Genomic DNA, 13,094 nt, shown 5'->3' on the forward strand with positions numbered 1-13,094 from the left:
ACGTTGAAGTTACAACAGCTTGTTGAAGTTGAACCAAATTTGTCTGGCGGCCATAGCGACGTGGAACCACCTGAATCCATTCCGAACTCAGTAGTGAAACATGTCAGCGCCGATGGTAGTGTGGGGCTTCCCCATGTGAGAGTAGGACACCGCCAGGCATCCATATAAGTCAAAAAGGCCACCCATCTGGGTGGCCTTTTTGCTTATGGTCGCACTAAAGCAGGCGCGGGGCTTGAATCTTGAATGGGTCCACAGTGGGTGGAGAGATGAACCATCCCATTCCCATTCAAGATTCAAGCCCCGCGCCAGGGTTGCCCATCCACCATCGGGAGCCCATTCAAGATTCAAGCCCCGTGCGCGGCCGGCGAGGCCAGGGTTGCCCATCCACGCATAGGCAGCCCATCCCCACACCGAGCACCATCCACGCACCGACAGCCAATCCACACCAACGTAAAAACCAGCAAATCCCCCCCTCCTCCGCTACCCTTGAATAACCACCTAGATCCGCTTTCAGAACAAACCATGAATTCACCCAGGCGAACGGAGGACAGTATGAGCCAGCAAAAGACACCACCTGCCCAGCAACAGTCTGAACAGCCAGGCAAAGAGCACAAAATGCACCCCGAACCCCAGTACTTTTCTGAAGATTATAAACCCGCTGCTAAACTGGCCGGAAAGGTCGCTGTGATCACCGGTGGCGATAGTGGGATCGGCCGCGCGGTAGCTGTGCATTACGCTCAGGAGGGCGCTAAAGTAGTATTGGTTTATTTAGAGGAACATAAAGACGCCAAAGAAGCAGCACAAGCAGTTAAAGAAGTCGGCGGCGAAGTAATGACTTACTCAGGCAACCTTTCAAGCAAAGAGGTTTGCAACGATCTGATCGATAAAGTCATCCAGCGTTACTCACAAATAGATGTCCTGGTTAACAATGCGGGCGAGCAGCACCCTAAAGAAAATATTGAGGATATCGCTCAGGAACAACTTGAAGAGACCTTTGGCACCAACGTATTTGCGATGTTTTATCTCATTCAGCTCGCGGTCGCACATATGCCGAAAGGAAGTTCAATTATTAACACCACCTCAGTGACGGCTTACAAAGGCAACCCAATCTTACTCGATTATTCATCGTCAAAAGGGGCGATAACCTCCCTGACCCGTTCGCTGGCAATCAATCTCGCAGCAAAAGGGATACGGGTAAATGGGGTCGCACCGGGACCTATCTGGACGCCGCTTATCCCCTCTACGTTTGACCAAGAAACGGTAGCTGAGTTTGGTGCTAATACGCCTATGGGCCGTCCCGGTCAGCCCTGCGAAGTGGCTCCCGCCTACGTTTATCTTGCCTGTCGGGATTCATCTTATGTCAGCGGGCAGGTAATCCATGTCAATGGCGGAACCCCAGTGAACGGTTAGTCGAATTCACTATTTATTAGTCGACTTCGCCTGTGGTTTATCGATGGTGCTAGCCCCGTGTTTTAATTCCATTTAAAATCAACAAGATAGATTTGGCACGTCTTTTGTATTCTTAGTAACTTATCCCTATAGTTATTTGCTTTGAGAGGCTTTATGCGTGGTTTTATCTTGTTCTGTTTAATACTTGCGGCACTGTTCTGGCTGGCACCCGGCGTATTGAGCGCGATTTTTGCGGGCGCCATTAGTATTACGGTTTCAGGACTTACTGCACTGATTATTGTCGGAGTCGTTATGCTGGTCGTCGGCACGGTGTTTGGCAGTCTGTTGCTGGCAGGCATTGCGGGCGCTATAGCCTTACTATTTGTTGGCTTCAGCCTGCTTTGGCCATTGTTACTGGTCTTCCTTTTAATCTGGTTGTTGACGCGGGATCGTACCCAACACGCATAATCTCAGGTAGAGTAGCCTACTAACGAGTCTACCCTACGCCAATGAGGAATTTATGCGTCACTATTTTAGTCAAATGATCCAACGCGTTTTGTCGTCTGCAGCCTTGCTAATGGTTATAGTAATGGGTCTGCTGGGCCCTGTGCAGGCCGCTGAAACGATAGAGGTTGAAAGCTTTTGGTTGCGTGAGTCTGTCCCCGGAGCTGAGAATGGAGCCGGCTTCGGCGAGATTCGAAATACTGGCAGCGAGGACGTTTCAATTGTTGCGGCGGAGTCATCCATCGCATCCTCTCTTGAGTTGCATCAACATGTACACCGTCACAATGGACAGATGGCAATGGAACAACTGGATGCGCTGGTTATTCCTGCCGGAGGCTCGGTTACTCTGCAGCCGGGCGGTTATCACTTAATGCTGATGCAGCTGAAATCTCCTTTGCGGGTTGGTCAGTCACATACCCTTGAGCTGCGCTTATCTACAGGCGAAACGTTAACCGTTGAGGCTGAGGTTCACCCTTTAGTCCGATGAAATTTGTTTAACCTACTTCACCATACGTATACAATGGACTTTGCATACATTTAACACTATGCGATTGAGAAGTAGTCTGCGTCAGGCAGTCGGGAATAAAAATAGTTAATAAAGGATGACCAATGAAAAATTTAATAGTCGGCTCAATCGTCGCGCTCTCAGCAGCGATGGCAAGTCAACCAGCCAATGCCGCATTGTTATTCGATGTGTATGGGGAAGCACAATATTGGATGACAGATGTTTCCGGTGGCTACGGCAATGATGAAAACTTTAATGATTTCCAATTGAGCGATGAAAACCAGACTCGCCTGTCGTTGGCATTTCAGCATCCAGTACCTTTGATTCCGAATATCCGTATCGAAACCCAGGATATGAGTTCTTACGAGGAATTCGATGGCACCGAAGACGCTGCCAGCTCGCCTGCTGAACTCGATTTATCACACGATACACTGACACTGTATTACACCTTCCTCGATAACACCCTGGTCCGTCTGCATGCGGGTGTCGCCGCCAAGCGCTTTAACGGCTTCGTAACGGATCGTGATGGTAACTCGTGGGATTTAGATGAGACCATACCAACTGCTTATGCAATGGTCGGTACCGGTTTACCTTTCAGTGGGTTGAGCGTTTACGCACGAGGCCACTTACTAGCGATCGACGACAGCTCGTTGCGTGACATTGAAGCGGGTATTCAGTATCGCCTGTTCAGTGCGGGTGGCTTATTAGATGGAAACATCCAGGTCGGTTACCGTTCGTTCAGCGTTGAATTTGACAATGTAGCTGGCCTGTACAGCGATGTTGAGTTCAAAGGTCCGTTCGTAGGTTTTCAACTGCACTTCTAATACCTGCGTGACCTTCACTGAGCGTGCGAAGATTAGCGTACGCTCAGTGAAAAGTCGCGGCTAAAATGGTCTTCAACCAGGCCCAGATAAGGGGTTTGCGGAGCGCTGGGAATGAGTTTTAGCAGCTCCTCACCTTGCGCAGTAAATTTATGGTAGGTCATTACCAAACCGCGACGTTGAGCGGTTAACTCCAGCACTTTCTCTCCGTAGTTAAGCTTAACGCTCTGTCCTTTAGTCAGCTCTCCGCTCTCAATAGTACTCGGATACATAATGTCGAGTTGACTTAGTGTCAGCAGATCCGGATAGCTTAACCCTGCGCGAGCGATATTCAGCTGGACTGGTTTATCGAGCGTGAGGTACGTAAATAAACTGGGTCGTCGATAATAGCCAGTTATTATTTTATAGCTTAAATGCAGCGGGTCGTATGCAGTCAGCCCTTGTGCCCGACGTAATACATCGGCTTCGCGACTGGTAAGCTGACGTAAGGTCGTAATGGAACGTAGCGAAAAACTACCAGGACGCGCACTTTCGGACGCCAGGATCTTTGCCCAGAGCTTCTGCATCGACGGATTCGAAATATCCTCTGCCTGGGCGACGAAACTTTGTAGCCAGTCAAGGTCGAGTTCGTCTCCGCTCATTTTGTCAGGCGCAAAATCCAGTGCCTGCTTGAAAATACGCTCTAAATTATCCTGGCGTCGTCGTTCGCGTTGTTGCAGTCGGCTTTTCAAACGCGACTGCACCGTCGTCTCGCTGGACATCCCCAGTTCCTGATAATTGATCCCAAGGCAGCGGAAGCTGCGAACCAGTTGGTCGCGACTTGAACCAATCGCTTTTCGCGTTTCAGAACGTTTGCTTGCCGGTATTGCTTTGCTCTCCTGATTTGCTTTACTGGCTTTCACGCCCCGCACTTTGGGAACCGTTGTCGCGCGCTCAAGTCTGGATACTCGTGTCATTCGTTCCTCGGGAATTTACCTGGATCATCCGTATAGTATCGGCTGGATTGGATAAAGTCTTGAGTGAATTTCGTGCAAAGACAGACCAGCCATTTTTACTATCTATAATGCGACTTTTGGTTTACATTGAAAATCAAACATATTATTTACAAATGCGGTGGTGCTGTTGAAAAAGCACTGGGGTAATCGTAGATGAACGACACGGATGAAAAACTAGTTTTTGCCCAAGAGCGTAGCGTGTCAGCCCAAAGCACGCAGCACAAACAGCCTTGGATAGTATTAATAGTTGATGACGATGATGAAATCCACTCGGTGACCAAACTGGCGTTGTCCGGTGTGACGCTGGATAATAAACCTCTTCGCTTTGTGCATGCTTATAGCGCAGCAGAAGCGTTGCAATGTTTGCAGTCAACGCCTGATATTGCCATGGTTTTACTTGATGTGGTGATGGAAACCGACGATGCCGGGTTACGGGCGGCAAAAGCGATTCGTGAAGATCTCGAAAATGATGAGGTACGAATTGTCCTTCGTACCGGCCAGCCAGGGTATGCCCCGGAAGAACGGGTTATTCTTCAGTACGATATTAATGACTATAAAACGAAAACGGATCTGACCAGGGCCAAGTTGCTGACTACGGTCATCTCATCGCTGCGTTCCTACCAGCAGATCCGCACTATTAATGAAAGCCGCCGGGGCCTTGAAAAGATAGTCAACGCTGCTGCCAATTTGATGGAGCGGCATTCGATTTATAACTTTTCCGAAGGTGTAGTGACACAACTGGCGTCGTTGCTAGGTTTAAAACCCGAAGGTCTGCTTTGTGTACGGCAACTGGATGCACAGAATGATATTCTCGTGCTCGGTGCCGCCGGGCATTTTGCAAAGGGCATTCAACAACCCCTCGAGTCCATAGAGAGCCCATTCATTGTGAACGCGGTGCGTCGCTGCCTGGAGCGCAGAGAACATTTGTTCCTGGATGACGCCAGCGTGTTTTATATTGACGCAAAAGGGATTCAGGCCGCTGCTTTTATAGAAAGCAGTGAGCAGCTAAGCGACGTCAACCAAAAATTAATCCAGTTGTTTTTGGCAAACATTGCCATCGGTTTTGAAAACGTAAAGCTATTTGAAGACCTGCGCACTGCCGCTTACAAAGATAGTCTTACCGGATTGGCAAACCGTGCTGAGTTTATCCGTCAGCTCGACAGTGCGCTCGCAGATGGCGAGGACTTTGTGGTCGCAATTACTGATATAAACCATTTTTCAGATGTAAACGATGCGCTCGGGCAGGATGTTGGCAATAAACTGATTCAGGCAGTTGGTAACCACCTCGCAGTGCAATTTCCGCCTCCTTCGTTAGTGGCAAGAATTAGTGCCGATGTATTCGGTATTTTAAGTCGTCCTAAGGGCGTGACCCCGGATAGCATGCGCGATTCCTTTGTGGAACCTTTCACCGTCGATGAGCATCGCATCCCAGTATTAATGACCACCGGCTTTTCTAACAAACATCAGGCCCTGGATGGATTGGACGCTCTGAAACAGGCATATATTGCGTTGAAGAATGCGAAGAATCATCGTATCGAAGCGAATGCTTTTTATCACCCAAGTATGCAGGCGGAAACAGAACGCAGGCTGGATCTGGTACGCAATCTGCGCAGCGATTTCCTTCAGCGTCGTTTGCAGCTGTGGTTCCAGCCTCAGATTGAACTAGGGACGGGACGGCTGGTTGGGGTCGAAGCGTTGCTGCGCTGGCCGCAGGCAGATGGAAGTTTTATAGCGCCAGATATTTTCATTCCGCTCGCTGAGTATTCGGGTTTGATTCTGGATATAGGGCACTGGGTGCTTGAACAAGCCTGCCAGGCGATGAACGAAATAGCGGGTGACGTTTGTGATGACTTTCGAATGGCAGTCAATGTCTCTGTGCCGCAGTTCAGACAGAACAACTTTGCGGGTGAGGTAGCCGAAGTATTGGCCAGACATCAGGTGCCGGCACAACGACTGGAGGTCGAGATTACCGAATCCATCGTTATGGATGATCCGAACCTGGTTGCCCGGGTACTGCAACAACTGAAGGCACAGGGTGTGCGCATTGCAATTGACGATTTTGGAGTCGGCTTTTCTTCTTTAAGTTACGTTCAGCGGTTGCCTTTAGATAAGCTTAAAATTGACCGCGAATTTGTGCGTTCTGCGCATACCCATAGTGGTGCGGTCATAATCGAGACGATTATTAATATGGGTCATCGGCTTGGTCTGCAAACGCTCGCGGAAGGCATTGAAACCGAGGCTCAGGCCGATTACTTCCGCCAGTTGCAGGTCCAGCAGGCGCAGGGGTATCTCTACGCCAAGGCGATGAACCTGGAAGCGTTGAGAGCTTATGTAGCAGCGAACCCATGCGTGTAATACCCCTGTGCAGGCGTAATCACGGGTCGAGGCGCTAGAAGTAGGAGACTACTTCGGTAGCCTCGATGATGTAGCCGGTAACGGCAATATCACTTTCGCTACGATCAACCTTGATAGTACCTTCCACCCAGACGGCGTCATAGGTAGTCGCATAGGGTACGCCTTCGGGAAAACGAACGTGGATAATCTGGTTTGGCGGTGGTGGCGGGACATGAATGCAGGCGCCAAAATAGGGAACCAACAGGAACTCAGTCACACTCCGATCATCACCTTCCAATTGCACGACATAGCCAGGAATACGCACAGTCTGGCCATCCAGCTCTTCTACCACAGGGGCATCTAAATTGGTTTGTACCTGAGCGTCAGGATTCTGTTCGTAGAATGCCCGGCTGCGCACGGCGGGCGGCTGCCAACCTTCAGGCTTGAGATCATTCCATTCGAGGGTGCGAGCGTCATTGGCCAGTGTGACCTGACTGAATGCAGCCAACACGGTTGTCAGCGTTAACAGGGTCGAAATGGACGCGAGTTTTATCATAATTTAATAGTTAATCCGTCTGCCAAAGAATTACGGTAGGCTCGCCATGCAGGCAAGCAGCTAATAACGGTGCCAGCAACTAATACGATAGCCATCCGTTGCCACTCTACCATAGAGGGCCAACTGATGTGGATAACGACCCCAAAGCTGTATTCGATCCAGGGCGCGAGTGCGTATAGAGCAGCATACAACAAGGCAACTCCGACGCCGATGCCTGTCACGGTGAGGACAAAAGCCTCGCTGACCAGAAGACTGAATATGGTGCCGGGGCCTGCGCCCAACGAGCGTAAGACCGCCATTTCGCGGCGGCGTTCCTGCAGGCTCGCCAACAGGGTGGCCAGCATTCCAATCAGTCCGGTCAACAAGACGAAGCCAGAGACGATGGCCAGCACTCGTTCAAACATATTGAGCGTACGCCAGAGTTCCTGCAGGGTGGCGCCGGGCATTAATGCAGTCAGAGGCTCCTGGCCCCAGGTGTTTATCATCCGTTGCATAAAGATGGCACGTGGTTGACTGTGAAGACCAACAAAAAATGCGCTTAAACTGTCAATAGGTTGCTCCGAATCGAGAGCGACCCCATGATTATGGTCATGGTCATGGTCATGGTCATGGTCATGGTCATGGTCATGGTCATGGTCATGGTCATGCTCTGGCTCTTCGTTCTCCTGAGGAACTGATTGTTGACTGAAAGACGGGGGGCTTTGTGGTTCTTCTGCCTGGTGTTCTCCATGCATTGTCGCCAGCCCAACCAGCGGAATGAAAACCGCGTTATCAAGCGGGGTTCCGGTCGGCGCCAGCACACCACTGATCTGAACCGGGTCCTCGTCGTGCTGATGAAAGCTAACACTGCCCGTACCATGCGAGATGACGACCTGGTCGGATAGCTGCAGGCCTTGCTCTCTTGCTACGCGTGCACCGAGCACCGCCTCTGCGGAATGCTCGAAGGGTTGCCCTTCTGCGAACCGTACGGATTGTCGCTGACCATACTGAAAATGCTCAAAAAAGTTGTGGTCGGTTGCGATCACAGGATGGCCGCGGAAGCTATCGCCTAACGCGATCGGAATCGACCACGCCACCTGGTCATGCTCGGCCCAATGTGAATACGCATCCCAGCTCAGGTTGCTGCTTGGGTAGCCGATGTGAAAAACCGAGAACAGCAACAGGTTCACCGGACCACTGCGGGCACCAACTATCAGGTCGGTGCCGGAAATAGTATTGGCGAAGCCAGCCCGAGTTTGCTGGCTGACCCGGTCCACACCGAGCAGTAACATGACACTAATTGCAATGGCGACCACGGTTAATAGCGCATTGGCTTTGCGGCTTAACAGGCTGGCCCAGGCTAATTTAAATAGCTTCATTAAGCCTCCGCTGACTGATTGAGTGCTGACAGCGATAGACTGCGGTCAAACTGACCTGCCAGTTCGGCATCGTGTGAAACAAATAACAAGGTGCTGCCGGCGCGCTCGCACTCTGCAAACAATAGTTTGAGAAAACTCAGGCGGCTGTCAGCGTCCAGTGCGGAGGTCGGCTCATCGGCAATAATCAATTCCGGACTGCCGATTAAGGCGCGGGCTGCGGCAACGCGTTGTTGCTGACCCACACTAAGCTCGCTGGCCCGGCGAGAATGCATCTCATGGCTTATGCCAAGCTGATTGAGCAAACGGGCTGCCTCGTCTTCAGGGCTTATGTTGCGTTGTTGCAGACGTTGACGGCGAACTTTGGAAAACTCACAGGCCAGGGCCACATTGTGAATGCAGTCGAGATAAGGCAACAGATTGAATTGCTGAAAAATATAGCCAATGTGATGGGCGCGGAAATGGTCCCGTTGGCGTGCGGTTAAGGCGGTGATATCGATGTCTTCGATGGCGACAGTGCCGCTTTGAGGACGGTGGATGCCAGCTAACACTGACAGCAAGGTCGATTTACCGCTTCCGCTAGGCCCATACAGAAATACGCGTTCGCCGCGGGCTATTTCAAGTTGGCCGATATCCAGTGTCGGCTCAGCTTGCGCTGGGTAGTGAAAGCGGAGGCCATTAACAACAATGCTGTTCATCACAACTCCGGTGGTAAACGAACAAACCCACCCGCAGTGCCGGTGGGCTTGCTCAACTGGGATTACTTACGAGCGCGGGCAAATGAAGACTTCAATTCTTCTTTTGCTGCTGCGGCATCACTCCAGCCATTTACTTTAACCCACTTGCCTTTTTCCAGCAGTTTGTAGTGTTCGAAGAAATGCTGCACCTGAGCCTTGAACATGTCATCCAGGTCATCGATATCATGGATATCGTCGTAGGCTTTGCTTAATTTACTGATTGGTACCGCGATAACTTTCGCGTCCTCACCAGACTCGTCGCTCATATTAAGTACGCCTACCGGGCGACAGGTAATGACTGAGCCAGCCTGAAGTGGGAATGGCGTCGGTACCAGTACGTCGACCGGGTCCCCATCGAGAGACAAGGTGTCATTAACATAGCCATAGTTAGCAGGGTAAAACATAGGGGCTGTCATGAAGCGGTCAACCCAAAGCGCGCCTGTGTCTTTGTCGACTTCGTATTTGATCGGATCCGCATTGGCTGGGATTTCGATGATCACGTTCACTTCTTCTGGCAGCTTGTCGCCGGCTGGAACATTCTTCAGGCTCATATCGATTCCTTGTTTGGCAGCAACAGGTCACTGTTCTGCATTGTTTATTAAAAGGCATTTCACGGCTGCCTAGTATAACGGTTTGGCGCTTTAGATGGAAAGTTCGACCTTGGTGTTAGGGACGAATTCCCATCTTGATCCTGTGCTAGCCGTCAAAACGCTCACAGGGGACGTCTTTGTGGTACTGCAGGCAGGTTGAAACCTCATTCGCAGATCCCATGATGACGGACACCCGCTGGTGAATATCGGTTGGCTGCAACGACATAATGCGCTCATAGCCTGTGCTGCTGCGTCCCCCCGCCTGTTCCACTAGAAAGCTCATCGGCATGGCTTCGTAGAGCAAGCGTAATTTACATGGCTTCGCTGGGTTGCGGCAGTCGGCCGGGTAGGTAAAAATCCCGCCACGGCATAACAGGCGGTGAACATCGGCAACCATGGCAGCATTCCAGCGCATGTTGAAACGTTTTCCCCGGGGCCCCTCTTCGCCAGCGATTAAATCGCCAATATACTGGCTCATCGGCTTGCTCCAGAAACGCTGATTGGCCATGTTGATGCCAAATTCCTGAGTGTCTTTAACAATGGAAACGTCTTCCACTGTTAACAGAAACTCGCCCACTGTGTGGTCCAGCGTATACATCCGCACACCGCTACCTGTGGTCATCACCAGCATGGTCGACGGGCCGTACAAAATATAACCGGCGGCGACTTGCTCATCACCAGTCTGCAGGAAAAGCTCTTTGCCTTCAGCAGGGTGGTCGGGCACTTCGAGGATGGTGAAAATGGTGCCGACGGAACCGTTAATATCAATATTGGAGCTACCATCAAGCGGGTCGTAGGCAACCAGATATTTAGCGTCTGGGTTGCCTTCAACAATGTCGTCCTCTTCTTCTGAGGCGACCGCACGGACCAGTTGGGTTTCCAGCAGCATGTTTTTGATCAGCTGGTTCGAAACAATATCGAGTTTCTTCTGGGTTTCGCCCTGAATGTTTTCGTCCAGGGTCGAGCCGAGCGTACCGGCCAGACTACCTTGATGTAGACGGTGAGAAATTTCTTTGGCGGCAGTCAGTAAGGTGTTGATCACGGATATCAGGTGAAGTGACACGTGATCTTTATTAAGCACCGGGATGAGACGTTGCATGGTAGTCCTCTGTGTTCGGATGTCATGGGTCTTTGGCGCGCGATAGTGTACCGCAATCGAAGCTGAGATGCTTCTTTTGTCTCCATTGTGGCGGCAAATATATCTATCTCTTTGGCGGTAGCAGGGCGGAAAGTGGTACACTACCCGCGACTTTTTTAGCATACGGTTGAGCTACTTATGCATATTCACATTCTGGGTATCTGCGGAACCTTTATGGGCGGAATCGCCGCGATAGCGCGTCAACTCGGTCATCGGGTGACAGGTTCGGATGCCCACGTGTATCCGCCTATGAGCACCATGTTGGAACAAATGGGGATTGTCATCGGTAGCCTGGACGACGTCGGCCAACTGGATCCCGCCCCGGACCTTGTAATTATCGGTAATGCACTGAGTCGAGGTAATCCTCAGGTCGAAACCGTACTCAACCAAAACATCGCGTACACGTCGGGCCCGCAATGGTTGGGCGAGAATGTGTTGCGCGAAAAATGGGTGCTGGCAGTCGCCGGCACCCATGGCAAAACCACCACCACCAGCATGTTGACTCACATTCTGGAAGAAGCAGGCATGCAGCCAGGCTTTTTAATTGGTGGTGTGGTTGAACGTTTTCAGACCTCGGCACGTTTAACCGACAGTATCTTTTTTGTGATCGAAGCGGATGAATATGACACTGCGTTTTTCGACAAGCGTTCTAAGTTTGTTCATTATCATCCGAATACACTGGCTCTGAATAACCTTGAGTTTGACCATGCCGATATTTTTCCGGATTTGGCAGCGATTCAACGTCAGTTTCACCATGTAGTGCGCACCGTGCCTGGTAAAGGGCAGGTGATTAGCCCACAGGATTCAGCCAGCCTGAATGAGGTTCTGGCACAGGGCTGCTGGAGCGAACAGCAGTACCTCAATGCTCCGAGCGGCTGGCAGATCCGAGACCTGGCCGGCGATGGCAGTGAATTTGAAGTCAGTCTGGCCGGGCAAGCAGTCGGGCAGGTGCATTGGAACCTGCTGGGCGAACACAACCTGCAAAATGCGCTGATGGCGATCGCGGCGGCGCGTCATGCCGGGGTAGAACCTGCTCAGGCTATCGCTTCCCTGGCCAGCTTTACCTCACCGAAGCGCAGGCTGGAGCGGATTTATCAGGACCATCGGGTGACTGTGTTTGATGACTTCGCTCATCATCCCACCGCGATTGCCACAACATTACAGGGTATGCGCGCGCATAGTCAGGCTCAGCATAGCGAGAGCAGGCTGATAGCGGTTGTCGAGCCGCGCTCGAACACCATGCGTGCAGGTGTTCATAAGCACGAGCTGGCACAGGCACTGAGCCTTGCGGACGAGGTATTCATGTATGATAACGGCCAGTTGCAATGGTCAACCGAGGAACTGGCGGCCAACACAGGTGCAAAGTGGCAGATAGAGAGAGATATCGGGGTGTTGGTGACGCAGTTATGTCAGCAGCGCACAGGGCATGTCCATATCGTGTTGATGAGCAACGGCAGCTTCGGTGGCCTGCGTGAAGCCTTATTAAAGGAATTAAAGCATGACTGAATCGTATTCTTATACCAGCCGCCCGGTTGATAATCGGGTGACCCTGGCCATTACCGGTGCGTCCGGAGCGCCTTATGCATTGCGTCTGCTGGAAAACCTGCTGGCGCAGCAGCAACAGGTCCTGTTGTTGATGTCGAGTGCGGCCCGTGTAGTGTTTGCCACAGAAGAAGACATGCAGCTGTCAGCTAACCCGAAAACCATGGCAACCCAGTTGTGTGAGCATTTTAAGGTGAGCCAGGAGCAACTCAGCGTCTACGGCAAAGAAGAATGGTTTTCACCGGTGGCATCGGGCTCTGCGGCACCCAAGCGCATGGTGGTGTGTCCGTGTTCAACCGGGACCTTAGCGGCTATCGCGCATGGCAACAGCGACAACCTGATTGAACGGGCCGCCGACGTGGTGTTAAAAGAGCGAGGCCAGTTGTTGCTGGTGCCACGTGAAATGCCATTCAGCACCATTCATCTGCAAAATATGTTAACGCTGAGTCAGGCTGGAGCCACTATAATGCCCGCCGCCCCTGGCTTTTATCATCAGCCGCAGAGTATTGCCGATCTGATCGACTTTGTGGTGGCGCGTATTCTCGATCATTTACAACTGGAACAGACACTGGTGCCGCGCTGGGGCTACACGCGCAACACTCAACAGGATTCAAAAGGGGAGTAACTG

At 51.5% G+C, this 13,094-nt stretch carries 13 protein-coding genes and 1 rRNA gene; 8 read left to right on the plus strand and 6 right to left on the minus strand.

Features of this window, described 5'->3' with window-relative positions; genetic code table 11:
* Positions 1-42: 42 nt before the first annotated feature.
* The 5 genes from rrf to CWE14_RS10870 all read left to right on the plus strand — a co-directional run bounded on the left by rrf (position 43) and on the right by CWE14_RS10870 (position 3,222).
* A 5S ribosomal RNA gene (gene rrf, locus CWE14_RS10850) occupies positions 43-158 on the plus strand.
* Positions 159-552: 394 nt separating this feature from the next.
* Positions 553-1,410 (plus strand): SDR family oxidoreductase, encoded by an 858-nt coding sequence (locus CWE14_RS10855; RefSeq protein ID WP_126799401.1) that lies wholly within the window; start codon positions 553-555, stop codon positions 1,408-1,410.
* Positions 1,411-1,563: 153 nt separating this feature from the next.
* The gene (locus CWE14_RS10860) at positions 1,564-1,857 is read left to right on the plus strand and encodes a hypothetical protein (protein ID WP_126799402.1); all 294 of its coding nucleotides are present in this window, start codon (positions 1,564-1,566) and stop codon (positions 1,855-1,857) included.
* Positions 1,858-1,909: 52 nt separating this feature from the next.
* Positions 1,910-2,380 (plus strand): copper chaperone PCu(A)C, encoded by a 471-nt coding sequence (locus CWE14_RS10865; RefSeq protein WP_126799403.1) that lies wholly within the window; start codon positions 1,910-1,912, stop codon positions 2,378-2,380.
* Between the two features lie 122 nt (positions 2,381-2,502).
* Positions 2,503-3,222 (plus strand): TIGR04219 family outer membrane beta-barrel protein, encoded by a 720-nt coding sequence (locus CWE14_RS10870; RefSeq protein WP_126799404.1) that lies wholly within the window; start codon positions 2,503-2,505, stop codon positions 3,220-3,222.
* 32 nt (positions 3,223-3,254) lie between these two features.
* Here the strand turns inward: CWE14_RS10870 and CWE14_RS10875 are convergent, their stop codons facing one another.
* Complete coding sequence (locus CWE14_RS10875; protein WP_126799405.1) at positions 3,255-4,175, minus strand: TIGR03899 family protein; 921 nt, start codon at positions 4,173-4,175, stop codon at positions 3,255-3,257.
* A gap of 192 nt (positions 4,176-4,367) precedes the next feature.
* On the opposite strand from CWE14_RS10875, the gene CWE14_RS10880 reads away from it, so the two are divergent.
* The gene (locus CWE14_RS10880) at positions 4,368-6,569 is read left to right on the plus strand and encodes an EAL domain-containing protein (protein ID WP_126799406.1); all 2,202 of its coding nucleotides are present in this window, start codon (positions 4,368-4,370) and stop codon (positions 6,567-6,569) included.
* A gap of 34 nt (positions 6,570-6,603) precedes the next feature.
* On the opposite strand, the gene CWE14_RS10885 is transcribed toward CWE14_RS10880, so the two are convergent.
* The 5 genes from CWE14_RS10885 to CWE14_RS10905 form a co-directional block, all read right to left on the minus strand.
* Entirely contained in the window at positions 6,604-7,104 is a 501-nt protein-coding gene (locus tag CWE14_RS10885) for a DUF3299 domain-containing protein (RefSeq protein WP_126799407.1), read from the minus strand.
* Complete coding sequence (locus CWE14_RS10890) at positions 7,101-8,462, minus strand: ABC transporter permease (RefSeq protein ID WP_126799408.1); 1,362 nt, start codon at positions 8,460-8,462, stop codon at positions 7,101-7,103. The genes CWE14_RS10885 and CWE14_RS10890 overlap by 4 nt, the downstream gene beginning before the upstream one ends.
* On the minus strand, positions 8,462-9,157 hold the full coding sequence (locus CWE14_RS10895) for an ABC transporter ATP-binding protein (protein ID WP_126799409.1): 696 nt from the start codon (positions 9,155-9,157) through the stop codon (positions 8,462-8,464). The genes CWE14_RS10890 and CWE14_RS10895 overlap by 1 nt, the downstream gene beginning before the upstream one ends.
* A 62-nt stretch (positions 9,158-9,219) precedes the next feature.
* Positions 9,220-9,747 (minus strand): inorganic diphosphatase, encoded by a 528-nt coding sequence (ppa, locus tag CWE14_RS10900; RefSeq protein ID WP_126790240.1) that lies wholly within the window; start codon positions 9,745-9,747, stop codon positions 9,220-9,222.
* A 145-nt stretch (positions 9,748-9,892) separates the two neighbouring features.
* The gene (locus CWE14_RS10905) at positions 9,893-10,885 is read right to left on the minus strand and encodes a class 1 fructose-bisphosphatase (protein WP_126799410.1); all 993 of its coding nucleotides are present in this window, start codon (positions 10,883-10,885) and stop codon (positions 9,893-9,895) included.
* Between the two features lie 177 nt (positions 10,886-11,062).
* On the opposite strand from CWE14_RS10905, the gene mpl reads away from it, so the two are divergent.
* Positions 11,063-12,430 carry a UDP-N-acetylmuramate:L-alanyl-gamma-D-glutamyl-meso-diaminopimelate ligase gene (gene mpl, locus CWE14_RS10910; RefSeq protein WP_126799411.1) on the plus strand — a complete coding sequence of 456 codons (1,368 nt, stop codon included), beginning with the start codon at positions 11,063-11,065 and terminating at the stop codon, positions 12,428-12,430.
* Entirely contained in the window at positions 12,423-13,091 is a 669-nt protein-coding gene (locus tag CWE14_RS10915) for a flavin prenyltransferase UbiX (protein WP_126790237.1), read from the plus strand. The genes mpl and CWE14_RS10915 overlap by 8 nt, the downstream gene beginning before the upstream one ends.
* The last annotated feature ends 3 nt before the right edge of the window (positions 13,092-13,094 follow it).

Source organism: Aliidiomarina soli, assembly GCF_003986975.1.
Lineage (GTDB): Bacteria > Pseudomonadota > Gammaproteobacteria > Enterobacterales > Alteromonadaceae > Aliidiomarina > Aliidiomarina soli.